The 22,928-nt window shown below is 63.0% G+C and carries 18 protein-coding genes; 9 read left to right on the top strand and 9 right to left on the bottom strand.

Annotation, left to right across the window (positions count from 1 at the left end):
* Positions 1 to 11 precede the first annotated feature (11 nt).
* From IGS55_RS17570 to IGS55_RS17560, 3 genes are all read right to left on the bottom strand, one after another.
* Complete coding sequence (locus tag IGS55_RS17570) at positions 12 to 1,244, bottom strand: TolC family protein (protein ID WP_230516672.1); 1,233 nt, start codon at positions 1,242 to 1,244, stop codon at positions 12 to 14.
* Between the two features lie 91 nt (positions 1,245 to 1,335).
* A complete protein-coding gene (gene czcI, locus IGS55_RS17565; protein ID WP_230516671.1) occupies positions 1,336 to 1,689 on the bottom strand; it encodes a cation efflux protein, CzcI family in 354 nt (117 codons plus the stop codon).
* A 29-nt stretch (positions 1,690 to 1,718) separates the two neighbouring features.
* On the bottom strand, positions 1,719 to 3,266 hold the full coding sequence (locus IGS55_RS17560; protein WP_230516670.1) for a C13 family peptidase: 1,548 nt from the start codon (positions 3,264 to 3,266) through the stop codon (positions 1,719 to 1,721).
* Positions 3,267 to 3,451: 185 nt separating this feature from the next.
* Here IGS55_RS17560 and IGS55_RS17555 point away from each other — a divergent pair, with 185 nt between their 5' ends.
* On the top strand, positions 3,452 to 5,398 hold the full coding sequence (locus IGS55_RS17555; protein ID WP_230516669.1) for a GAF domain-containing sensor histidine kinase: 1,947 nt from the start codon (positions 3,452 to 3,454) through the stop codon (positions 5,396 to 5,398).
* 250 nt (positions 5,399 to 5,648) lie between these two features.
* Here IGS55_RS17555 and IGS55_RS17550 read toward each other — a convergent pair whose 3' ends face one another.
* Positions 5,649 to 7,154 (bottom strand): DUF3369 domain-containing protein, encoded by a 1,506-nt coding sequence (locus IGS55_RS17550; protein ID WP_230516668.1) that lies wholly within the window; start codon positions 7,152 to 7,154, stop codon positions 5,649 to 5,651.
* A 438-nt stretch (positions 7,155 to 7,592) separates the two neighbouring features.
* On the opposite strand from IGS55_RS17550, the gene IGS55_RS17545 reads away from it, so the two are divergent.
* Positions 7,593 to 8,096 carry a DUF3016 domain-containing protein gene (locus IGS55_RS17545; protein ID WP_230516667.1) on the top strand — a complete coding sequence of 168 codons (504 nt, stop codon included), beginning with the start codon at positions 7,593 to 7,595 and terminating at the stop codon, positions 8,094 to 8,096.
* A gap of 73 nt (positions 8,097 to 8,169) precedes the next feature.
* Here the strand turns inward: IGS55_RS17545 and IGS55_RS17540 are convergent, their stop codons facing one another.
* From IGS55_RS17540 to IGS55_RS17530, 3 genes are all read right to left on the bottom strand, one after another.
* Positions 8,170 to 8,328, bottom strand: coding sequence for a hypothetical protein (locus IGS55_RS17540; protein ID WP_230516666.1), 159 nt, complete (start codon positions 8,326 to 8,328; stop codon positions 8,170 to 8,172).
* Between the two features lie 82 nt (positions 8,329 to 8,410).
* Positions 8,411 to 8,854 carry a thioesterase family protein gene (locus IGS55_RS17535; RefSeq protein WP_034753479.1) on the bottom strand — a complete coding sequence of 148 codons (444 nt, stop codon included), beginning with the start codon at positions 8,852 to 8,854 and terminating at the stop codon, positions 8,411 to 8,413.
* Between the two features lie 156 nt (positions 8,855 to 9,010).
* A complete protein-coding gene (locus IGS55_RS17530) occupies positions 9,011 to 10,462 on the bottom strand; it encodes a PQQ-dependent sugar dehydrogenase (RefSeq protein ID WP_230516665.1) in 1,452 nt (483 codons plus the stop codon).
* 276 nt (positions 10,463 to 10,738) lie between these two features.
* Between IGS55_RS17530 and IGS55_RS17525 the strand changes: the two genes are divergently transcribed.
* Together IGS55_RS17525 and IGS55_RS17520 are read left to right on the top strand one after the other, a co-directional pair.
* Positions 10,739 to 11,845 (top strand): S-(hydroxymethyl)glutathione dehydrogenase/class III alcohol dehydrogenase, encoded by a 1,107-nt coding sequence (locus tag IGS55_RS17525; protein ID WP_230516664.1) that lies wholly within the window; start codon positions 10,739 to 10,741, stop codon positions 11,843 to 11,845.
* A gap of 116 nt (positions 11,846 to 11,961) precedes the next feature.
* Positions 11,962 to 12,195 (top strand): hypothetical protein, encoded by a 234-nt coding sequence (locus IGS55_RS17520; protein WP_152252186.1) that lies wholly within the window; start codon positions 11,962 to 11,964, stop codon positions 12,193 to 12,195.
* 4 nt (positions 12,196 to 12,199) lie between these two features.
* Here IGS55_RS17520 and IGS55_RS17515 read toward each other — a convergent pair whose 3' ends face one another.
* On the bottom strand, positions 12,200 to 13,204 hold the full coding sequence (locus IGS55_RS17515; protein WP_230516663.1) for a GlxA family transcriptional regulator: 1,005 nt from the start codon (positions 13,202 to 13,204) through the stop codon (positions 12,200 to 12,202).
* A 115-nt stretch (positions 13,205 to 13,319) separates the two neighbouring features.
* Here IGS55_RS17515 and IGS55_RS17510 point away from each other — a divergent pair, with 115 nt between their 5' ends.
* The 3 genes from IGS55_RS17510 to IGS55_RS17500 all read left to right on the top strand — a co-directional run bounded on the left by IGS55_RS17510 (position 13,320) and on the right by IGS55_RS17500 (position 17,598).
* Positions 13,320 to 16,253: a polymer-forming cytoskeletal protein gene (locus tag IGS55_RS17510; RefSeq protein ID WP_230516662.1), complete on the top strand. Its 2,934-nt coding sequence runs from the start codon at positions 13,320 to 13,322 to the stop codon at positions 16,251 to 16,253.
* An 89-nt stretch (positions 16,254 to 16,342) separates the two neighbouring features.
* Entirely contained in the window at positions 16,343 to 17,041 is a 699-nt protein-coding gene (locus tag IGS55_RS17505; protein ID WP_230516661.1) for a dienelactone hydrolase family protein, read from the top strand.
* A gap of 140 nt (positions 17,042 to 17,181) precedes the next feature.
* Entirely contained in the window at positions 17,182 to 17,598 is a 417-nt protein-coding gene (locus IGS55_RS17500; protein ID WP_230516660.1) for an SRPBCC family protein, read from the top strand.
* 47 nt (positions 17,599 to 17,645) lie between these two features.
* On the opposite strand, the gene IGS55_RS17495 is transcribed toward IGS55_RS17500, so the two are convergent.
* A complete protein-coding gene (locus tag IGS55_RS17495; protein WP_230516659.1) occupies positions 17,646 to 19,262 on the bottom strand; it encodes a M28 family peptidase in 1,617 nt (538 codons plus the stop codon).
* A 134-nt stretch (positions 19,263 to 19,396) separates the two neighbouring features.
* Between IGS55_RS17495 and IGS55_RS17490 the strand changes: the two genes are divergently transcribed.
* Positions 19,397 to 20,278 (top strand): alpha/beta fold hydrolase, encoded by an 882-nt coding sequence (locus IGS55_RS17490; RefSeq protein ID WP_230516658.1) that lies wholly within the window; start codon positions 19,397 to 19,399, stop codon positions 20,276 to 20,278.
* A 200-nt stretch (positions 20,279 to 20,478) separates the two neighbouring features.
* Positions 20,479 to 22,632, top strand: coding sequence for a DEAD/DEAH box helicase (locus IGS55_RS17485; protein WP_230516657.1), 2,154 nt, complete (start codon positions 20,479 to 20,481; stop codon positions 22,630 to 22,632).
* The last annotated feature ends 296 nt before the right edge of the window (positions 22,633 to 22,928 follow it).

The raw sequence follows: 22,928 nt of genomic DNA, 5'->3' as shown, positions 1-22,928 counted from the left end.
GATGGTGTTCCTTACAGGGGAGCTGGTGTGCCCAGCAGGCGCTCGATGTCGGCGGCGGCGCGTTGCGCTTCCGTCAGCGCGCGCAGGTATTGGTTTTTGGCTTGCAGCAAGGTGCGCTGGGCATCGAGCACGTCGAGGAAGGCGAACTTGCCGAACTCGAAACCTTTGCTGGCCGCGTCATAGGCGCTTTGCGCGCCAGGCAAGATGTCCTGGCGCAAGCTTTCCACGTCGAGCCGGGCCGTGGCCAGGCGTTCGGTGGCGGCGGCCACGTCCGTTTGCACGGCGATGCGCGTGGCGGCCAGCTCGTCGCTGGCCTTGTCGCTGCGGCGCAGGGCGTCGAGTTTGTTGCCGGCGTTGCGGTCGAACAGAGGCAGCGGCAGGGCCAGGCCGATGATGGCCTGGTTGCGTCCCAGCTCTTCCGAGCGCTTCATGCCGATGCTGACGGTGACGTCGGGCGTGGCGCGCCGCTGTTCCACGTCCAGCATGGCTTGCCGCTGGGCCAGCGCGCTTTGCGCCTGGCGCACGGCCGGGGCTTGCTCCAGGCGCGCCGCCAGTTCGCTTGCCTGGGGCAGCTCCGGCAAGGTTTCCAGGCGTCCCTCGGCGATGCTGAAGCGGGGCGTGGCGTTGCCCCACAGGGCGGCCAGGCGCTTGCGGGCGCTGGCCAGGGTGCTGCGGGCCAGGTTCAGCTCCAGCCGCACGCTCGCTTCCGCGACCCTGGCGCGGGTTTCCTCGACGGGCGAGGCCTTGCCAGCCGTCACTCGTCGGGCCGTGATGTCGCTGGCGCGCGCGGCCAGAGCCTGTGCGCTGTCGGCCAGGCGCAAGCCTTCCTGCGCTGCCAGCACATCGACAAAGGCGGAAGTGACGGCGGCGCGTGTGTCGGCTTGCTGCATTGACAGGCCCGCTTGCGCCAGGTCTGCGCCGCGCTGCGCGACGGCGGCGCGCGCACCGCGCTTGCCGCCCAGCTCGATCAGCTGGTTCAGTTGCACGGTGGTGCTGCGCGTGGCGCGCCGCGTGTCTTCCAGCACGGTTTGCAATTCCGGGTTGGGCAGGGCGCGCGCCTGCTGCAGGGCGCCGCCCTGCGCCGCCAGTTCATGGCGGGCGGCCGACAGGGTGGCGTTGCCGCCTTCTGCCAGGGCCAGCGCGGCGGGCAGGGTCAACGGTGAGGCGGGTTCCACGCTGGATTGCGCGTGGACAAGGTTGCCGGCCAGCAGGCCAGCGGATAGCAAGAAAATGAATCGGTGCATCGAATTCTCCAAAAACATGGAAAAGAATTCGACGGGACGCGCAGGCCTGCGCCTGACTTACTGCGATAAGCGATTGAAACGTCCCGTCGGCCTAGATGGCCGACGACCAGTCAGGGCGCTTGGGAGCGTCCGGGATGTGGGAAGCGTAAAAGAAGGGGGAAGTGTCCGCGTTGACGGACGCCGTGTCGCCGATGGGCAGGCTGGAGCCAGCTGGCAGCCACGCGTGGCCGATGCCATGGCAGACGTTGCAGTCGCTGTGGGGCTGGCCTTTTTTGTCACTGGTGGGCTGCTTGTCCGCATCGGACTCGGCCTTGTGCTGGTGGCTGTGGTGGCCCAGGTGTTGCGCCGCCTTGCCTTCCTCGTGCAGGCAATACGCGCTCGCCGCGGCCCAGGACATCTGGAGCGGAAGCACGAACAGCAGAAAAATGAGGAAGAATCGGCGCATGGTGACGGCTATTGTACAGAAAGAAGCGCTTAGCGGGGTTGGGCGCGCCACGCCTTCAGCTGCGCGGCGATGGCCTTGCCCTGGAACAGCTGCGGCTCGGAATGCTCTTCCGCTTCCATGCCGCCCTCGCGGAAATCGGCCGCCTCGCGCGCCTGCACCAGCACTTTGGCCTTGTCGAAGGCTTCGGCAAAGCCGGCGCTCTTTGGCAAGGCTTCCTTGAAATACGCTTCGCTGAAATACGTAAAATCGTTCTGGTCGTCGCAACCGAACGAGGTGCGGTCGCTGCGCGCGGCCGTGATGATGAGGGTGTTGTCATCTTTTAAGGGCGCAATGAAGCCGCCCGCATAGCAGGCCGAGATCACGATGACTTTCCAGCGGATGCCGCTGTGCTTGAGCATGGACGCCAGCTCCTGCGCAGGCAAGCTGTGCAAGTCCATGCCGTTTTGCGCCAGCGCCAGTTCGTGCTCGGGCGAGCCGTGGCTGGTGAGGAACAGGAACAGGATGTCGTTCTGCTTGTCCATCTTCGCGCCCAGCGCGTCGAGGCTGGCCGCGATGCTGGTGCGCGTGGCCATCGGTTGCTGCGCCACCGTGTTGCGGCTGTTGACCAGCATCAGGGAACGCCCTACGGTGCCGTAGTCGCGGTCGAACTGGCGTTGCACGAAGGCCGTTTCGCGGTGAAACACTTCCTGTGCGCCATCGCCGGCCACGCCCAGCAGGTACAGGTTGATCTTTTTCGCCGCATCGCGCGGCGCGATGCGGGCCAGGGCGCCGTCGAGCAGGCTGCGCTGGTTGTACAGGGCCAGTTCGATATTGTCGCGTGTGAGCTTGTCCAGGGCAGGGTCGTCCAGCTGGCCTTCCGTCCAGTTGCCGCTGTCTTCGCGCCGGCCGTCCGCCTGCGCCACGGCGTAGCGCAGCACGCCCTTGCCGTCAAACTGGCCATTCTTGAAGGCGCCCCGGTATTCGTCGCCGTCGGCCGTGCGCAGCACGCCTTCGCCTTCGAATTTCCAGTCTTTCAGCTCGCCTTCGTAGTGGATGCCGTCGCTGGTGGTGACCTTGGCCTTGCCTTGCACCTGGCCCTGGACGAATTCGCCTTCGAAGACGGTGCCGTCCGTGTCGGTCAGTTTGCCGACGCCGTGCGGGCGCCAGTGCTTGAAATGGCCTTCGAAGGTGGCGCCGTCGGCGCCCTGGAAGCGGCCTTGTCCCTCGAAGCTGCCCTTGACGAAGTTGCCCGCATAAATCTCGCCCTTCGGCGAGGTGTAGCGGCCGATGCCGTCGAAGGCGCCCTGGCGGAAGGCGCCCGTGTATTCGACGCCCGACGCCTGGCGCAGCTTGCCCTGGCCGGAAAACACGCCGCGCGCGAAACCGCCTTCGTAAAACGCGCCGCTTGCGTACTCGAGCCGGCCCTGGCCATGCATCTTGCCCGCGACGAGGGGGCCGAAATAGCGTCCGCCATCGGCCGTTTCCGCCGCCGGCGCCTTGGCTGGCGCGGCGCACAGCGGCGGCATGCCCAGCGCGGCAAAGGCCAGCAGGCCGGCGAGGGTGTAGGGACGAAGCGAGGCGCGTAGCGTGGCGGTCATGAGGACAGTCTGGTCTGTAGGAAGGGGCCTAGTCTGCCACTGTATTGCCAGCGTGGCAAATGTGCGCGTGGCGTGTGTTGCTCTGCCTCAAGGCAAGATTCTCCGTTTTATGCCGTGCCAAGGCCGGGCTGAACTGATAATATTGATTTTCAGAACATATACTTGCACAAGGTACATAGTCACCCATGGAAAGCCGCCTCAGCCGTCTGGAAGCCGTTCAAACCGTGTTGCTGGAGATCGGGCAGCGCTCGAGCACCTGCAGCGATATCAGCGAATTCCTGCAGGCGGTGCATGCGGCGCTGGGACGCATCATGTATGCGGCGAACTTTTACGTGGCGCTCAGCGACCATGACGACGGTCTCGTGCGCTTTCCCTATTTTGTCGATGAATTCGACGCCGCGCCCGACCCGGACGAGGGCGTGCGCCTGGCCAGCGCCGCGCAGTCGCCCACGGCATGGGTCATCGTCAACCGCAAGCAGCTGGTGATGACGGCCGACGACGACGCCATGCGCGCCATCGGCGGCGGCGCCTGGGGCGGCGGCACGGCGGCCGAGCACTGGATCGGCTGTCCGCTGCTGGACCAGCAGCACCAGGTGCTCGGTGCCATCGTCATCCAGAGCTATGACGCGCAGCACCGCTTCAGCCTGGAAGACCAGGCCCTGTTCGCGCTGATCGCCACGCACGTGTCGAGCGCCCTGCAAGGCATGCAAAGCATGGACCGGCTGGAAAAGGCGGTGCAGGAGCGCACGGCCCTGCTGGCGCACGAGGTGGCCGAGCGGCGGCGCGCGGAAAACCTCCAGCATGCGCTGTATGAAATCGCCAACCTGTCGGCGCAGGCGGCCGACGCGACGACCCTGTATGCGCGCCTGCACGCCATCATCAGTGAGCTGGTGACGGCCAAGAATTTCCTGATCGCCCTGTACCACCCGGACAACAAGGACATCACGATCCCGTATTTCGTCGACGAGAAGGATGCGCAGGCGCCCGTGAAACGCTTTCATTACGGCATCGGCATGAGTTCGTACGTGCTGGCGCGGCGCAAGGCTTGCCTGCTCGATGCCGGCAGCTATGCGGCGCTGGTGGCCAGCGGCGAGATGGACGAGCCGCTGGGCAATGTCGGCATCGCCAGCTGGATGGGCGCGCCCATGCTGCTGGGCGAGCGCAAATATGGCGTGATCATCGTGCAAAGCTACGACGAATCCGTCGTGTATGGCCAGGCGGAACTGGACGTGCTGGCCTTCATGGCCAGCCACGTTGCCGTGGCGATGGCCCGCATCCAGGCCGACAGCGCCATGCGCCAGGCCAAGGAAGCGCTGGAAGAGCAGAACGCGGCCTTGAACAGCGCCCTGAGCGCCTTGCAGGAAGCGCAGTCGGAACTGGTGCGCCAGGAAAAGCTGGCGTCCCTGGGCCGCCTGGTGGCGGGCGTGGCGCATGAAATCAATACGCCGCTGGGCATATGCGTGACGGCCACCAGCCATCTGGTGCAGGAATTGAAGCTCACGCGCGAAGACCTGGACGGCGGCCAGCTCGATGAAGACGGCTTGCGGCAATTCTTCGACATCATCGACCAGACCTTGCGCATCATGACGACGAACACGCAGCGCGCCGCGGCCCTGGTGCGCAGCTTCAAGCAGGTGGCCGTGGACCAGTCCTCGGACGAACTGCGCAGCTTTAATTTGCGCAAATACCTCGACGAAATCCTGCTGTCCTTGCAACCCAAGCTGAAAGGCAAGCCGGTCAAGGTGGAGATCGACTGCGCGCCCGAGGTGCAGCTGCGCAGCTATCCGGGCGCCGTCTCGCAGATCGTCACGAACATGGTGGTCAATTCACTGGTGCACGGCTTTGCCGAAGGCGAGCCGGGCAAGATCAAGCTGTCCGCCCGGACGGTGGGCGACATGCTGGAACTCGACTACAGCGACGACGGCATGGGCATGGACAGCGCCACCCTGGCACAGCTGTTCGATCCCTTCTTCACGACGAAGCGGGGTTCCGGCGGCAGCGGACTTGGTGCGCACATCCTGTACAACCTGGTGACGGGACCGCTGGGGGGGACGGTGAAGGTGGTCAGCGCGCCGGGCATGGGCTTGCATTACAAGATACGCTTCCCGCTGGAGCCACGTAGGTCGGATTAGCGGCAAGGCCGCGTAATCCGACAACACCGTTGGCGTGGCTGGCGGTGGTGTCGGATTACGGCCTGCGGCCTAATCCGACCTACGTCGCTGGAGCCGAAGAGTGCTTGAAATTTGAAGCTTGAAAACGGCGGGCCCGCTTGGCCCGGAACGCCCAAATGGGGCCTTGGGCCGCAGCGTGGTTTGCCGATGTGCGTATCGCGTAGGTCGGATTAGCGGCGCAGCCGCGTAATCCGACAACATAGGCTAGCTTTTAATCCGGGAAACGCTGATTCAACGCCAGCGCCTCATCCAGATTCGCAATCAGCAACTCCACATACTGCGGATCGAGGTGGCTGCCGCTTACTTCGCGCAGGTAGCTGACGACGCGTTCCAATGGCCAGGCGTCCTTGTAGCAGCGCTTGTGCATGAGGGCGTCGAAGACGTCGGCGACGGCGGCGATGCGCGCGTATTTGTGGATGTTTTCGCCGACGAGACCTTGCGGGTAGCCGCTGCCGTCGAATTTTTCATGGTGCTGGTGGGCGATCACGGCCGCTGCCTTCAAGAGCGGGCGCTGCGAGCCGTCGAGGATGGACATGCCCACCGTCGGATGCTGCTTCATGATTTCCCATTCGGCCGCATCGAGCTTGCCCGGTTTGAGCAGCACGGCGTCGGGCGTGGAAATCTTGCCGATGTCGTGCATGGGCGCCGCGTGGCGCAGCACCATGGTTTCCTCTTCCGACATGCCGGACGCCTGCGCCAGCAGCTGGCACACTTCGGCCATGCGGCGCACGTGGTTGCCGCCTTCGTGCGAGCGCGATTCGACCACATCGCCCAGGCGCAGGATCAGCTCGGCCTGGGTATCGGTGATTTCCTGCGTCAGCAGGATGTTGTCGAAGGCGATCGCCACGCCCGAACAGAATACTTCCAGCAATTGCGCGTCGAGGTCGGAAATTTCTTCCACGCCTTTCAAGACCAGCAGCGAGGCCTTGCCGCTGCTGTTCGGGAAATAGCCGACATAGGTGTCGCCGTGCAGGCGCGAAATTTTATTGCTCTTGGCGTCGTCGAGCTGCGACAGCAGGGACGGGCTGAGAATGCCGTCGTCCGTGTCGCCGATCTGCGCGAGGATTTCGTAGTCCTGCTCGCCCGTGATGGCGCTGGCGCCGCGCAGGCGCAGCAGCATGCTCGTTTCCAGGCGGAGCAGGGCGACGACTTGCTGCAGCAGGCCGCTGGCAAAGTCGCGCAAGTTGCGCTGCTTGAAGATGTGCGCCGAGGCGGCGATGACGCGCTCGAGGCCTTCGCGGTAATGGAGCTGGGCCTGGCGCGCCTCTTCCACCTTCATGATGTCGCGGTAGGCGCGCAGGGCGGCAAAGGTGGTGGTGAACAGCTTGGTGCGGTCCAGTTCCGTCTTTTCCTTGTAGTCGTTGATGTCGTAGTTGACGATCACGCGTTCTTCCGGCGCCTGTCCCGGCTGCCCAGTGCGCAGCACGATGCGCGTAAACTGGTTGCCCAGGTCTTCGCGCATCCAGCGCGCCACTTCCAGGCCGCTGTCTTCGCGTTCCATCACCACGTCGAGGAAGACGAGCGCGATGCCTTCTTCGCGCGCCAGCACCTGCTTCGCTTCGGCGCCGCTGTACGCGTGCACGAAGCTCAGGGCGCGGCCTTCGAGGCGGAAACGGCTCAGCGTCAGTTCGGTGATGTCGTGGATGTCGGGTTCATCATCGACGAGCAGGACTTTCCAGGGAGGTAACTTGGGCGATGCTGAAGACAAAAATGACATAAGGGCAAGTTCCGCTAAAAGGCATAACTGACGCAATGCTGAGACGCCCGCGCCAGGAATTCCTGTGCGCCACTACCGGCGTTGCGCGTTTTTCGGGCGCATTTTGTCGATTGTAGACTGACAGCTAAGTATTAACAATAAGCAAGAACAATTGACTAAAATCATGCAACACACGTGCTAAAAAAGCACTTTAAATCCGCGCTGCCGACACTATCTATACTTTATCGCTTAGGCAACTATATTTTCAAGACAATACTTTGTTTTAATTAATATTGCCAATGAATCTGCAAAAAAGTCTGCGGCCGGTCTTGTCAAAGTTGCCGTAGGAAAAGGTAACAAGGTATGAATTTCGCTTTGAACGGCGGCGCATGGGGGTATAGTGAAGCGGATCAAAAGTGGCCCATGCGCCACCCACATTTTTCCTGAAAGGATTACATCATGAAAAAGAAGACAACGCGCGCCCTGATTGCCGGCCTGGCATTGCTGGCCAGCAGCGCGGCTTGGGCAGGAACCGAAGTGCATTTCAGCAAACCGGATCAATTCACGGATGTGCCGTTCGACCCGCAAGAACGGGAAGACGTACTGAAGGAGCTGACCCGGCATTTCGAGAAGCTGGGTACGGCGCTGCCGCCCGGGCGGACCTTGAAAATCGACGTCACGGACGTGGATCTGGCGGGGCGTGAAAATCCCTCCCTGCGTGCCGGCCATGATATCCGCGTCATGAACGGCCGGGTCGACTGGCCGCGCATGCGCTTGCAGTATGTGCTGGAACAGGATGGCAAGGTCATCAGCAGCGGCAATGCTGCCCTGTCCGATATGTCGTACCTGAGCCGCATCAATCCTTACTTCAGCAATGAAAAGTTGCGCTATGAAAAGCTGATGATCGACGACTGGTTTTCCGATACCTTTGGCGTCAAGCTGAAGCGCCACGCGCGCAAGTAGTGAGTCAGCGGAGGTAAACATCTTTCGATGCGCGCCTGCTCGCCATTTTGCCGTATGGCGAGCAGGGCGGCATTCATCTTCTCGATGAACCCGTGTTGACGCCGATGGTCAGGCCGGCAAAGTCGGTCGGGAAGTGCGCGCGCGGCATGTGCATGACGGCGTCATGGCAACACAGCACCGCCAGGATGATGGTTGGCGGCGCGGCCAGGGCGCACGGCAAGACGCCCAACAACGCACAGTCCTGCCCTTATCGGTAATCGCATGCCGCTCCGGAATTAATTATCTTCCTGGCGCATGGCGGCCTTGAACTGCTGTCAATCGATCCAGTTCACCTGCGGGAACTTGCTGCCGAACTCTTCCGGCATGGGCACGACCTGGCTGCGCTTGTAGTTGAAGAAGACAAAGCCGGACTTGGCCATCGCGATCAGGGTGTTGTCGCGCGGGCGCGTGATGCGGAAGGTGATGTCGCCGCCATACTTGTTGAAATCCATGACCCCCACTTCGAACAGCAGTTGGTCGCGCGCATGGGCTTCGGCGCGGTAGGTGGTGGCCAGGTCGGTGACGATGATGCCGGTGCCGTCCGCTTCGATGTCACGCACGCCATATTCGAACAGGAAGCGGGCGCGCGCCTCGGAAATCATGGAAATCATGGAATCGTTGCCGAGATGGTTGCCGGCGTTGATGTCCGTCGTGCGTACCGTCAGTTGCGAGGAATAGCAGTACTGGTCTTCGGGAAATTCAAGTTTCAAACGGGCCATGGTGTTCTCTTGGGCTGGTGCGCAGGGCGCGGCGGAAATGCCAATTCTAGCCGGTTCCCCGCGCTCCGTCGAAAAACGCGGCCTCAGGCGTGCACCGCCATGACTGCTTGCACATGCTTATTGGCCCACCTTATTGGCCCACCTTTTTGCGTACGCTTATTTACGTACAATCTTGTACACCTTGCCCGTGCCGCTCAGCATGTACAGCTCGTTTTGCGCATCCTGACCGAACGACAGGATGTTGCCCACGTTGGTGATGCCCCAGTCTTTCACGGCCGATGCCGTGCCATTGCTGTAGCTGAAACTCTTCAGCCAGGCGCTGCAGTAATCCGAATACAGGTATTGCCCCGCCAGTTCCGGCAGGGCCGTTCCCCGGTACACATAGCCGCCTGTGATTGAGCAGCCGTTGGCCGTATCGTTGTTGTACGTGATGGCGGGCAAGACCAGCCCCGCCTGGTTGCAGCTGGCGCTGTTGTAGCACTGCGTGCCTTCCATGATGTTCCAGCCATAGTTGTTGCCCGCCTGGCCCACGGGGCGCACGTCGACTTCTTCCAGATTGGCCTGGCCCACGTCGGCGATGTACAGCAGCTGGGCTGGCACGTCGAAGGCATAGCGCCACGGGTTGCGCAAGCCGTAGGCCCAGATTTCAGGACGCCCGCCTGCCGTGGCAAACGGGTTGCCAGGAGGAATGGCGTACGGCTGGGCGGCGCTGCTGGCGTTGACGTCCAGGCGCAGCAGCTTGCCCAGCAGTACATTCGTGTTTTGCGCGTTGCGTGGCGGGTCGCCCGCGCCGCCGCCATCGCCCGTGCCCGCATACAGATAGCCGTCCGGCCCAAAGCTGAGCAGGCCGCCATAGTGGTTGCTGAACGTGGGGTGGGGAATCGTCAGGATGGTCAGCGCGGACAGGAAATCGGCCACGTTGGCGTTGCCGGCCGACACCTGCCGGCGCTCGATGACGATATCGCCGGCCAGGTTGGTGTAATACAGGAAGAAATAGCCATTGCTGGCGTACTGCGGATGGAAGGCCATCGACAGCAAACCCCGCTCGCCGCTGGTGGTGGTCAGGGCGCTGATGTCGAGGTAGGGCGTGGCCAGCAGAATGCCATTTTGTACCACGCGGATGCGGCCGGCCCGTTCGAGGATGAACAAACGGCTGTCGCCGGGCGGCGCCGTGAGGAAGATGGGCATGTTCAAGCCGCTGGCCACCTCCTGCAGGCCCAAGGCCAGCGGCGTGGCCGCCGCATACTGGATGCTGGCGCTGGCCGTCGCCCCCGCATTGATTTGTACCTGCTGCGTGACGGGCGTGGGCGCCAAGGTCCCCGTGCCTTGCGCCACGCTGGCGGCGTTGAGCGTATAGGCGCCGGGCGCCAGGTCCGTCAAGGTGGTGCTTGCCGTCAATGTCTTGCTGTAGGACGCAGGTCCCGTGACCGTGACGGCACCGGCCACGCCGGCCGGCAAGCCGCCGATGCTGACCGCCAGGCTGCCTGTGGTGGGGCCGGGCGCGGGGTCGTCGTCGCCACCGCCGCCACAGGCGGCCAGCAGGGCCAGGCAGCATGCCAGCAGCAGGGCCAGCCAGGGCCGGGGAAAGCGGGGAAGGAAATCGCGCATGTCAGTCTCCTGCGGGAACGGCGCAACGGTGGCTCAATCGGGGCAGCCTGTGCCAAGAATGCGCGTCTTTGCAACGGGTAGGTTGAGCTGGCGCAAACAGACATCGCACTGGCGCCAGCATACGCCCCGCGTGCGCCGCGCTTCCGTGCGCTGCTGCACCGTGCGGCGCCATCGGACAAATGCGCCGCGTTTTCAGACAAGCGCGGGGCCCGCTGTGCCGCCGCGCCCGCTGGCGCCCGATAATGGCGCATCTGAAACCGAGCAGGAAGACACACCATGAAAACCAAAGCCGCGATTGCCTGGAAGGCGGGCGCCCCGCTGACGATCGAAGAAGTCGACCTGGCCGGCCCGCGCGCCGGCGAAGTGCTGGTCGAGCTGAAAGCCACGGGCATTTGCCATACCGATTACTACACCCTGTCCGGCGCCGATCCGGAAGGCATCTTCCCCGCCATCCTCGGCCATGAAGGCGCCGGCGTCGTCGTCGACGTGGGACCTGGCGTGACGACCCTGAAAAAGGACGATCACGTCATCCCGCTGTACACGCCGGAATGCCGCCAGTGCAAGTTCTGCCTGTCGCAAAAGACGAATTTGTGCCAGGCCATCCGTTCCACGCAGGGCCGCGGCCTGATGCCGGACGCCACCAGCCGCTTCTCGCTCAATGGCCAGCCGCTGTTCCACTACATGGGCACGTCCACGTTCTCGAACTACATCGTCGTGCCGGAAATCGCTCTCGCAAAAATCCGTTCCGACGCGCCATTCGACAAGGTCTGCTACATCGGCTGCGGCGTGACGACGGGCGTGGGCGCCGTCCTGTTCTCGGCCAAGGTGGAGGCGGGCGCCAACGTGGCCGTGTTCGGCCTGGGCGGCATCGGCCTGAACGTGATCCAGGCGGCGAAAATGGTCGGCGCCGACAAGATCATCGGCATCGACATCAACCCGGCGCGCCAGGCCATCGCACGCAAGTTCGGCATGACGCATTTCATCAACCCGAACGAAGTGGAAAACGTCGTCGACGCCATCGTGCAGCTGACGGACGGCGGCGCCGATTATTCGTTCGAATGCGTGGGCAATACGCACTTGATGCGCCAGGCGCTCGAGTGCACGCACAAGGGCTGGGGAAAATCGTTCATCATCGGTGTCGCGGCGGCGGGCCAGGAAATTTCCACCCGTCCATTCCAACTGGTGACGGGGCGCGAATGGCGCGGTTCGGCCTTCGGCGGCGCGCGGGGACGCACGGACGTGCCGAAGATCGTCGACTGGTATATGGAAGGCAAGCTCAACATTGATGACCTGATCACGCACCGCTTGCCGCTCGAACGCATCAACGAGGGCTTCGACCTGATGAAGAGCGGCGAATCGATCCGTTCCGTCGTGTTGTATTAATTTTATCGGACTGTACTCATTGCGCAACACATGACGGACGGGGCAGGGCGGCACGCTGTACTTCCCCGTCTGCCCCTGCTAGTGTGAAGACATCCGCCTTGCTTTGGGAGCCGTCCATGTTTGCCACTGCCTATCTCGCGACCTTGCGCCGCATGCTGCCCGTCTTCCTCGGCGCGGCCCTGTCTTCCCTGCTGGCCTTGTGGTGGAGCAATGCCGCCATCTTGGCCACGCCCGCCATCTGGCTGGCGCTGCTGGCCACGTATCTGCTGTGCGCACTCCTGTTTACGCCGCTGGCCCGGCAGAGCCGCCAGCTGGCCACGCGCCACGTGCGTCACGGCAAGCCGCGCTGACCTGCTAGCGCGCCGTGCTGGAAAAGCGCTCGCGATAGTCGCGCGGCGTGATGGCGAGTTTCTTTTGAAACAGGCGGCGCAACCTGTCCTCGCTATGCAAGCCCGCCTGCACGGCCACCTGTTTTAAGGAGGACACATTGTCTTCCAGCAAACGGCGCGCCACTTCGAAGCGGGCCGTGTCGATGAATTCCGTGGGGCTGGTGCCCGTTTCGCGCTGAAACACGCGCGTAAAATTGCGCTCGCTCATGGCCAGCCTGGCCGCCAGCAGCGGCACGGTGAGCTCTTCGGCAAGATGTTCCATGATCCAGCCCTGCAACTGGCGGATGGTCGGATGCGTCGTCATCTGGCTCGACAGGTGCACGGAAAACTGCGACTGGCCGCCGGGCCGCTTCAAATACACGACCAGGTCACGCGCCACTTCCAGCGCGATATCGCGGCTGAAATCGTCTTCCACCAGGGCCAGCGCCAGGTCGATGCCGGCCGTCACGCCCGCCGATGTCCAGAATTTCCCTTCCCGCACGAAAATCGCATCGGCATTGACCTGTATCAATGGATAGCGCTGGCGCAGGCTGTCCACGGCGCTCCAGTGCGTGGCCGCGCTCTTGCCGTCGAGCACACCGGCTTCGGCCAGGAAGAAGCAGCCCGTGCACAGGGCCGCCAGGGTATCGATGCGGGGCGCCGCCTCGGCCACCCAGGCGGCGAGCGCGGGGATGTCCTGCAAGACTTGCTCGACGTGGTGGCAGCCGACGATGACGGCCAGGTCGGGCAGGCGGCTGGCGTCGAGCGCCTTGCTCGCGTGCAGCGACATCAGGGTGTCCGATTCGATCGGGCCGATGGCCGTCGAGGCGATGCGCACGTCGTAGCCGCCGGGCAGCTTGCGCAGGCGCAAATGGGTGTTGGCGTAGTCAAACACCTTCATGGCGCCGATGGCTTCGAGCGCCTTGAAGCCGGGATAGACGATGATGTCGACGGTGCGCAGGGGAAATTCTTTGGGGCTTTGCTTGATCATGCGATATGCGCGAGGGGGATAAATACTGCCATAATGCAACAACAGCGATGGCGTAGGTTAGCATGAAATAATCGGCGCGCCCGCTGGCTCCCCACCCATCGGATTCCTGAATATCGTGCGCTTACTCCACATTTTTGCCGCCCTGACTTTGTTGTTGGGCTCATCCCTTGCCCACGCGGCCACGCTCAACTTCAATGGCGGCGCCGTCAGCGGCTGCGGCCTGAGCCAGGATGGCTTGCAATACACATGCTCGTCGCTGGCGCTCGGTTCTACCGACGTCATCGTCATCGGCAGCGCGTATGGCGTGACGGTCAACAGTTCCTTGTCGATGAGCTATAACCAGGGCTTGACGATGAGCGGCAACGCCGCGCTGACGGTCAAGGGCAATCTCGATATCAAGGATATCAATCCGCCGAACCTGAAGGTGACGGGGGGGAGCTTGACGGCCGATGGCGGCACTTTCTTCCTGGGCGCGCAGGAACAGACCATCACGGCGAATATCTTCGCCACCAGCATCAAGATGGGCTCGAACAACGTCACGGTGACGGGCAAGATCAGCGCCAAGGGGCCGGTGGAAATCGCCTCGGGTTCGGTCATCAACGGGCCGATCAGCGGCACCATCGTCAATATCCTGGCCGCCAGTACCCGCATCCAGGGCGATATCACGGCGACCACTTCGCTGACCATCGGCTCCGGCAGCCAGGTGACGGGCAACCTGAAATCGCCGACGATCGACCTGAAAGCGTCCGGCCTGCTCGTCACCGGCGACGTGGAGGCAAGCAATTCCTTGTCGATCGCCTCCGGCAATGGCATCAAGGGCAATGTGGACGCTGGCGAGGTAACGCTCGACTCGTCCAACGCCTATATCACGGGCAACGCCAAGGTCGACCACATCACCCTGGGCTGGCAGGGCCGGGTGCAGCAAACCATCACTTGCAAAACCTATACGCCATCCAATCCGTGCAGCTGCGTGACGAACAACAGCGGTTATCCCGTGGGTAGCGTGAATGGCCCGAAATGTGGCCCGGCAACCCCGGAAGGCGCCCACCATTTCCAGATCGAGCATTCGGGCAATGCCCTGACGTGCGCGCCACAGACGGTGACGGTGACGGCATGCGCGGATGCCGCCTGCAGCGTCAAGTACACGAACGGCGTGAATGTCACTGTCAGCCCTGGCGGCACGGCGACGCAGATAGGCAACACCGGCGTGGCGACGGCCAGCGTGCGCCAGTACACGGTCGGCACGGCCACCCTGAGCCTGACGAGCGTGCCCGGTACCACGGGCGCGCTTGTATGCAAGCGTGCTTCGGACAACAGCAGCAGCTGCGACATGAGCTTTGCGGCGACAGGCTTGACGGTGATTCCCGTCAATCATGTTTCTGGCACGCAAAAGGCGTTCGGCATCAGCGCCGTGCAGGCGCCCCCCAGTGCGACCCCGCAAGCTTGCGTGCCCCTGTTCAAAAATACCAGCAAGACCCTGAATCTCGCTTGCAGCTATGGCAATCCCGCCAGCGGCACCCTGCCTGTTTTCGTGCAGGGAACTGGGGCCTTCGTGCCACTGGCATCGAACAGCACCAGCGCCTGCAGTACGGCGGGCGCGAACGTCAACCTGGCGTTCAACGACCAGGGCGTCGCCACCGCCATCATGTCGTATGCGGACGTGGGGCAACTGAATTTGAAGGCCACCTATATGGGGTCGGCGACAACCGGCGACGCCGGCTTGAGCATGACGGGCATCGGTAATGTTACCGTCGTGCCCGCCGCGTTCGGCGTCCCCGTCATTACCAGCCCCCAGCGTGCGGGTGCGCCGGTGGCGGTCAGCATGCGCGCGCTCAATAGCGCTGGCGCCGTGACGCCGAACTTCGGCAATGAAAATCCGGCGGAGACGGCGCTGCCGACACTGGCCAGCCTGGTCAGGCCGACGGCCAGCGAGATCGCCGCGCCGGACACACCAGCCAAGCCGGCCATGCAGGGTGGCGTGGTCTTTACGAATGGCAGCGTTGTCAGCAGCGACATGAACTGGCCGGAAGTGGGCACCATCACCATCGCCTTCAATCTGGCCAACCCCAACGGCTACCTGGATGCCAACCTTGCTGTGCCGGCCTTGCCCAAGGCTTCGGGCGTGAGCGGGGAGGTGCAGTTCATCCCGCACCACTTCATTACGGAACTGGTGAAGACCGGCGCTCCCGCCGGCATCGCCACGCCGTGCGCGTCGCCGCTCACCTGCGCCAACGATGGGGCGACAGGCCGCTACGCGTATTCGGGGCAGGCGATAGGCGTGCGCGTGACGGCGCGCGCCTTGGGCGGGACGCCGACCAAAAACTATGACGACCGCGTCCCGAGCGTCCTGGCGCCCGTGCTGCTCGAAGGCCTCGATGCGGCCACGGGCACGATTTCCTTTCCGCCGAGTACCCCCGATGGCAGCAGCCGGCTTACCGACGGCAGCAAGGCGCAAACCACCGTCACCGGCGTGGCGCCCGCGAAATTTACCCTCGGCGTTGCCCTACCCATGGTCGCCTACCGTTTTCCGGGCAAGGCCGGCGTGCCGCTGAAGGTGGCACCTACCGACGTGCGCTTGCGCGCCAGCAGCACCTATCCCGGCGGCGCCATCGTCAGCTCAAGCTCGGCAGTGATACAGAACGAGGCCCGAATGACTGTGTTGTCGGGGCAATGGATGGTGCCCCACGGCTATGGTTCCGAGTTGTTGCCCGTCAGGCTGGCCGTGCAAGTCCAGTACTGGAATGGGACGAAGTGGGTCACGAATCTGCTCGACAGCATCAGTGCGATCAAGAAGCCGGATGTGGTGCTGGCCAATTGCAAGAAAACGCTGGACTGCGCCAAGCTGGCCGTTGATGACCGGACATATACCGTCGTCCAAGGCGCATTGCCGCAAACCAATCTCCTGACATTGCTGGCGCCCGGCGCCGGCAATGCCGGCAGCGTGGACGTTTCCGTGGGCAGCCATCCTTACCTGGCCAGCACTGTGGGCACCGTCGTCTTCGGCGTCTTCAAATCGGGTCCCGTGATTTACCTGCGCGAGATGTATTGAGCCTGGACCAAGGGCGGGGACAGAAAAAAGGAAAAACCAGTAACATGGCTGGCTGTGGCATTTTCCCCAACCTCAGACTGGAGTTTTCTATGAGCACAACTTCGCAGTGGATCGATATCGCCGGCCTGGACGGCAGCTTCCAGGCTTACCTGGCCGTGCCGCATGTGGGCAAGGGCCCCGCCATTATCCTGTTGCAGGAAATTTTCGGCGTCAACGAGCATATCCGCGCCGTGGCTGACCAGTATGCGGCCGATGGCTACGTGGTGCTGGTGCCGGACCTGTTCTGGCGCGCCGGCGCGCACATCGAGCTGGGCTATGACGCGGACGGCTGGAAGCGCGCCGTCGAGCTGATGCAGGCCACCGACAATCCGCAGGCCGACGCCGATATCGCCGCCACCGTCGCTGTCCTGCGCGCGCGTCCGGAAGTGACGGGCAAGCTCGCTTCGGTCGGCTACTGTTTCGGCGGCCGGCTGTCGTACCAGGCGGCCGCGGCCGGTCTGGTCGATGCGGCCATCGCCTATTACGGCGGCGGCATCCAGAACAAGCTGGACCTGGCCGACCGGATCAAGGTGCCGCTGCTCATGCATTTCGGCGGCCAGGATAGCCATATTCCGCCGGAAGCCGTGCAAAAGATCGCCGAGCGCTTCGAAGACCGCCAAGACGTGGAAATCCATATCTACCCAAGCGCCGAGCACGGTTTCAACTGCACCCACCGCGACAGCTACCAGCAGCGCGCCGCCGCCCAGGCGCATGGCAATTCCCTGATTTTCTTGGCGGAAAATCTGTAAGACTGCCTCGCCAGCCAGGCCAGCCGCCATTGCCAGTTCAGCAGCAACGCTGCATGGGCGTTAAAATAGCGGCTGTGCCGGGCAACTCCGGCCGGCCGGGCACGGCGCCCGGCAAACCTGGATGAGGAACCGAATTAAAGATGGCCCAAGTAATTGTTTCTGTAACATTGGCGGCAAGCGCCGAACGAGTGTGGGATTTTATCGGCGGCTTCCAGTCGCTGGCTGAATGGTCGAGCTCGATCAAAACCAGCCTGTCCGAGCACGGCGGCCGCGTGCGCCGCCTGAAAACCACGGACGGCGCCATCATCGCCGAACGCCTGCAAAGCTACAGCGAAGCGGCCAAGAGCTACAGCTACACCATCGTCTCGGGCCCGATCCCCGTCAAGAACTACCGTTCCACCTTGCGCGTCACGGGCGAACCGGGTGCGAACGAGTGCGTGGCCGAATGGTCGAGCGAATTCGACGCGGCCGAAGGCGTGGAAGAGGTCATGGTGGGCGCGTTCCAGCATTTGTACGAGACGGCATTCGTCGACCTGAAACGCATCATGGCGATTTGAATGAAAAACACCGGCCGAGGCCGGTGTTTTTTTATGTGTGGAAAGTTTTAGCGCTTCACTTTTCCAAACGCCTCGCCCTTGTTCCACACCGGCAAATTCTTGCCGTTCGCCACTTCATAGCCGAGGTTCAGAGTGAATTGCGCCTGCTGCACCATGCCGGACAAATCCCACGATGGGTTGTACTCGTCGGTGACCTGATGGTAATCCTTTTTAAACGCCACCAGGCGCTCGCCCGACGCTGTCGGCTCCTTGACGAAGTCGAACGAGCCGTCGCCGGAAAACACGGCCGAGCCCACGTTAAAAGCGGGCACGCCAGCCTTGGCAAACGCGAAATGGTCGGCCCGGTAAAACGCGCCGGACAGGTCGGGGATGGTCGGCGCCAGACGCAGGCCCATGCGCTTGGCGACCTTGGCGGCGCTCGCGTACAGGCTGCTGCGCTCGGCGCCGGCCACGCCGATGTCGTGCGTCTTGCCGACAAAATTCATGCTGTCGAGGTTCAGGTCGGCGGCCGTCTTGGCCAGCGGCCACAGGGGCGCGCGCGTGTAGGCCGTGCTGCCCAGCATGCCCGTTTCCTCGCCGGCCGGCCACAGGAAGATCTGCGTGCGGCGCGCCGGCTGTTTCACGGCCACTTGCGCCATGGCCAGCAAGGCGGCCGCGCCCGAGGCGTTGTCGATGGCGCCGTTGTAGATGTGGTCGCTCTGGCCGGCGCGCTGGCTGCCTTCGTCATCCTTGCCCAGGTGGTCCCAGTGGGCCGAGTAAATGACGGCCTCGTCCTTGAGTTTCGGGTCCGTGCCCGGCACGATGCCGGCCACGTTGAATTGCTCGATGCTGCGCACCTGGCTGTCGAGCGCCACCTTGACCGTGGCGTTCAGGGCCACGGGGCGGAACTCGCGCGTTTCCGCCTGCGCGCGCAAGGCGTCCAGGTCCTGTCCGCCGGCTTGGAACAACGTGCGCGCCATGTCTTCCTGCAGCCAGCCTTCCATCGCATTGCCCGCACCGGCCAGGTTGAAGCGTTCATGGCCGAAACCGTTGGCCGGTACCGACCAAGGGTACGAAGCCGATGCGGTCGTGTGTATCAGCAGCACGCCGGCGGCGCCCTGGCGCAGCGCTTCCTCGTACTTGTAGACCCAGCGGCCGTAATAAGTCAGCGACTTGCCGGCGAAGCGCTGCGGTTCGGCGCTTGTGGGTTGCGGGTCGTTGACCATCATGATGACGAGCTTGCCCTTCAGGTCGACGCCCTTGAAATCGTCCCAGTTTTCTTCTGGCGCGCGGATGCCGTAGCCGGCGAACACGACGGGCGCGTCGAACGCCACTTTCTGCTGGCCATTTGCCGCGCCAAAGACGATGTCCTTGCCGAAAGCGGGAGACAAGGCCTTGCCGCCCGCGCTGAACGTGACTTTGCTGGATGGCAAGGCCTTGCTGCCGACGATGGTCAGCGCCTGGCGGTACGTGCCATCCTTCAACGGCTGCAGGCCGGCCACGGCCGCCTGCGTTTCCAGGTAGCGCACGGCCAGGTCGCCGCCGCGCTGGCCCGTGCCGCGTCCTTCGAGTAAATCGTCGGCCAGGAAGGACAGGTGGGCACGCAGGGGCGCTTCGGCCACGAGCGGTTGGGCGAGGGCGGCCGTGCTGAACAGGCTGGCGGCGAGGACGAAGGGAAAACGCATGACGACTCCAAAAGTGAATACGGGAAAGCAAAGCAGCGACAATCTTACTCTACCGCAATGCCTGGCGTAGCGCGCGGCGCGCGCGGGCCGATTGCGGCCACAATGGCTGCTCGTCCACCGACAAGGAGCGTTCCATGACTGCCACGAACTTGCAATCGAGCAATACCCTGCGTACCGCCGACGGCACATTGATCCACTACAAGGACTGGGGCAGCGGCCCGCCCGTCGTCTTCAGCCACGGCTGGCCATTGTCGTCCGACGCGTGGGAAGACCAGATGTTTTATCTGGCCTCGCGCGGCTACCGCGTCATCGCGCACGACCGGCGCGGCCATGGCCGCTCGAGCCAGCCGTTCGACGGCAACGACATGGATACCTATGCCGACGACCTGGCCGCGCTGATAGCCGCGCTGGATTTGACGGGCGCCACCCTCGTCGGCCATTCGACGGGCGGCGGCGAAGTGGCGCGCTACATCGGCCGCCATGGCACCGGGCGCCTGGCCGGCGCCGTGCTCGTGGGCGCCGTGCCGCCGCTGATGCTGCAAACCACGGAAAATCCGCTGGGCTTGCCCTTGTCCACCTTCGACGCCATCCGCGCCGGCGTGCAAGCCGACCGCAGCCAGTTTTTCCAGGATTTGAGCGTAGCCTTCTATGGCTACAACCGGCCCGACGCGAAGCCGTCGCAGGGCGTGCGCGACGGTTTCTGGCGGCAAGGCATGCAGGCGGGCATGCCGGCATCCTACCTGTGCATCAAGCAATTTTCCGAGACGAATTTTACGGCTGACCTGGCCAAGTTCGACGTGCCGACCCTGGTGATCCATGGCGATGACGACCAGATCGTGCCCATCGCCGCCTCGGCGCGGCGCACTGCCGAACTCATCATCGGCAGCAAGCTGCTCGTGTATGCGGGCGCGCCGCACGGCCTGGCGACGACGCACAAGGACCGGCTGAACGAGGACTTGCTGGAATTTTTGCGCCACTCGGTCGATGCGGCAAGCAATATCGAGGCGCATCTGTAAAGTAGCCGAATCTATTGCAAAACATATAATATTTCTTGGTTTTTGCACCAATTGCGTGCGGATCGCCGATTTTTCTGCGTTTTAGACTGCAAAAAATGGCGTTCTGCCGCCCCGTTCCACCCGGTAAGGTCCAGTAAAGAGTAAACTAGCAGATACACTCTTTCGCATTGGGCGATTCGAGCGAACTTGTGAGTGATTTCATGTCTGATACACCAATTTCCTTATTTTCCGACCTTAACCTGAGCGAGCCGCTGATTCGCGCGCTCAAGGATGTCGGTTACGAAACACCGTCGCCTATCCAGGCGGCCACGATTCCATTATTGCTCGCGAACCGCGACGTGCTGGGCCAGGCGCAAACGGGCACGGGTAAAACCGCCGCCTTCGCCTTGCCGATCCTGTCGCGCATCGATCTGAAACAAAGCTCACCCCAAGCCCTGGTCCTGGCACCGACGCGCGAACTGGCCATCCAGGTCGCCGAAGCATTCCAGGTGTACGCCGCCCACATCCCTGGCTTCCACGTGCTGCCGATCTACGGCGGCCAAAGCTACGGCCCGCAGCTGTCGGCCTTGCGCCGCGGCGTGCACGTCGTCGTCGGCACGCCTGGCCGCGTCATCGATCACCTGGACAAGGGTTCGCTCGACCTGTCCAAGCTGAAAACCCTGGTGCTCGACGAAGCCGATGAAATGCTGCGCATGGGCTTTATCGACGACGTCGAACGTATCTTGCAAGAAACGCCGGACGGCCATCAAACGGCCCTGTTCTCGGCGACCATGCCTTCCGTCATCAAGCGCATCGCCACGACCTACCTGGTGAACCCGGCCGAAGTGACGGTTGCCGCCAAGACGGGCACGGCCGACAACATCCGCCAGCGCTACTGGCTCGTGTCGGGCATGCACAAGCTCGACGCGCTGACCCGCATCCTGGAAGCGGAAGCGTTTGACGGCATGATCATCTTTGCCCGCACCAAGCTGGGTACGGAAGAGCTGGCCGGCAAGCTGCAAGCCCGCGGCTTCTCGGCTGCCGCCATCAATGGCGACATCCAGCAAGCCCAGCGCGAGCGCACGATCCAGCAGTTGAAAGACGGCAAGATCGACATCCTCGTGGCAACCGACGTGGCCGCCCGCGGCCTGGACGTCGAGCGCATCAGCCACGTCGTCAACTACGACGTGCCGCACGATCCGGAAAGCTATACCCACCGCATCGGCCGCACGGGCCGCGCCGGCCGCAGCGGCGAAGCGATTTTGTTCATCACCCCGCGTGAAAAGAACTTGTTGAAAGCCATCGAACGCTCGACCCGCCAGCCGATCGGCATGCTGGAATTGCCAACGATCCAGGCCGTCAACGACGTGCGTATCGCCAAGTTCAAGGAACAGATCAGCGAAACCCTGGCCTTGGGCGAACTGGAACAGTTCCAGTCGCTGATCGAGGATTTCGAACGCGAACAGAACATTCCCGCCATTGAAATCGCCGCCGCCCTGGCGAAGATGGCGCGTGGCAATGTGCCTTTGTTGCTGGACAAGAACAAAGCACGCGAGCAAGCCACGTGGCAAGACGACCGTCCTGTGCGCCAAGACCGTTTTGAGCGCAACGACCGTCCGGAACGGGGCGACCGCTTCGACCGTAACGAGCGCAGCGAACGTCCGGCCTTCCCGAAAAAGGAACGCATCTCCCGTCCTGCCGACGCCGGCATGCAGACTTTCCGTATTGAAGTCGGTCATCAACATGGCGTGAAACCAGGCAATATCGTGGGCGCCATTGCCAACGAAGCGGGCATCGATTCGAAAAACATCGGCCGCATCGAAATCTATGACGACTACAGCGTCCTGGACTTGCCGGACAGCATGCCGAAAGAATTGCTGGATCAGCTGAAAACCGTGTGGGTCGCGGGCCAGCAGCTGCGCATCAGCCGCGACGGCGACGCGCCGGACCTGGCGCCGCCAGCCGCGCCGCGCAAGCCGTTCGCCGCCAAGTCCGCGCCAGCGTTCAAGGATGCGCCTGCGGATGCGGGCGACGCAGCCCCTGCGCCGCGCGCGCCGAAGAAGGAACGTCCACGTCCAGGCGTGACGGCCTACCGTATCGAGGTGGGCCGCGAGCACGCTGTGACGCCAAGCAACATCGTCGGCGCCATCGCCAACGAAGCGAACCTGGAAGCCAAGCATATCGGCCGTATCGATATCTTTGACAACTTCAGCGTGCTGGACCTGCCGGAAGGCATGCCGCCGGAAATCCTCGACCACCTGAAATCGGTCGTCGTCTCGGGCCAGAAACTGCGCATCAGCCTCGATGACGGCACGACGGAGCGCAAACCGGCGCCACCGCGTCCGAAGTCCCCGCCCCGTAAGACCTACAAGTAATCGATCCTCACGGGCGCTGCGGCGCCCGTGTCGCGGATTGGAGACAGTTCCCCCACTGGCGCATTCGCGCCAGTTTTTATTTTCCCTCAAGAAATGAATATTGTTGCCGCGTTATGGTTGGTAGCAGGCGTCGCCGTGCTCCGGCCATTGCGCCAGTTCCCTTGCGCCTTTTTATCGACGCATACGCCGTATTTATTAACTGTCGCGCCAACAAATAATTTTTTATTAATTATTGTCTCTGCGCGCAATTTGAATTTTACATTCAATAAAATCAATCAAGTTGAGTCAAAGTAAAT

The organism is Janthinobacterium sp. EB271-G4-3-2 (assembly GCF_020858035.1).
Classification (GTDB): domain Bacteria; phylum Pseudomonadota; class Gammaproteobacteria; order Burkholderiales; family Burkholderiaceae_D; genus Janthinobacterium; species Janthinobacterium aestuarii.
Note: the sequence above shows the minus strand (reverse complement) of the source record. Positions and strands in the feature narration are given on the sequence as shown.

Bases quoted from the DNA above. Each gene is read 5' to 3' on its own strand.
- IGS55_RS17570 (WP_230516672.1), bottom strand. From the start codon at position 1,244: ATGCACCGATTCATTTTCTTGCTATCCGCTGGCCTGCTGGCCGGCAAC.
- czcI (WP_230516671.1), bottom strand. From the start codon at position 1,689: ATGCGCCGATTCTTCCTCATTTTTCTGCTGTTCGTGCTTCCGCTCCAG.
- IGS55_RS17560 (WP_230516670.1), bottom strand. From the start codon at position 3,266: ATGACCGCCACGCTACGCGCCTCGCTTCGTCCCTACACCCTCGCCGGC.
- IGS55_RS17555 (WP_230516669.1), top strand. From the start codon at position 3,452: ATGGAAAGCCGCCTCAGCCGTCTGGAAGCCGTTCAAACCGTGTTGCTG.
- IGS55_RS17550 (WP_230516668.1), bottom strand. From the start codon at position 7,154: ATGTCATTTTTGTCTTCAGCATCGCCCAAGTTACCTCCCTGGAAAGTC.
- IGS55_RS17545 (WP_230516667.1), top strand. From the start codon at position 7,593: ATGAAAAAGAAGACAACGCGCGCCCTGATTGCCGGCCTGGCATTGCTG.
- IGS55_RS17535 (WP_034753479.1), bottom strand. From the start codon at position 8,854: ATGGCCCGTTTGAAACTTGAATTTCCCGAAGACCAGTACTGCTATTCC.
- IGS55_RS17530 (WP_230516665.1), bottom strand. From the start codon at position 10,462: ATGCGCGATTTCCTTCCCCGCTTTCCCCGGCCCTGGCTGGCCCTGCTG.
- IGS55_RS17525 (WP_230516664.1), top strand. From the start codon at position 10,739: ATGAAAACCAAAGCCGCGATTGCCTGGAAGGCGGGCGCCCCGCTGACG.
- IGS55_RS17520 (WP_152252186.1), top strand. From the start codon at position 11,962: ATGTTTGCCACTGCCTATCTCGCGACCTTGCGCCGCATGCTGCCCGTC.
- IGS55_RS17515 (WP_230516663.1), bottom strand. From the start codon at position 13,204: ATGATCAAGCAAAGCCCCAAAGAATTTCCCCTGCGCACCGTCGACATC.
- IGS55_RS17505 (WP_230516661.1), top strand. From the start codon at position 16,343: ATGAGCACAACTTCGCAGTGGATCGATATCGCCGGCCTGGACGGCAGC.
- IGS55_RS17500 (WP_230516660.1), top strand. From the start codon at position 17,182: ATGGCCCAAGTAATTGTTTCTGTAACATTGGCGGCAAGCGCCGAACGA.
- IGS55_RS17495 (WP_230516659.1), bottom strand. From the start codon at position 19,262: ATGCGTTTTCCCTTCGTCCTCGCCGCCAGCCTGTTCAGCACGGCCGCC.
- IGS55_RS17490 (WP_230516658.1), top strand. From the start codon at position 19,397: ATGACTGCCACGAACTTGCAATCGAGCAATACCCTGCGTACCGCCGAC.
- IGS55_RS17485 (WP_230516657.1), top strand. From the start codon at position 20,479: ATGTCTGATACACCAATTTCCTTATTTTCCGACCTTAACCTGAGCGAG.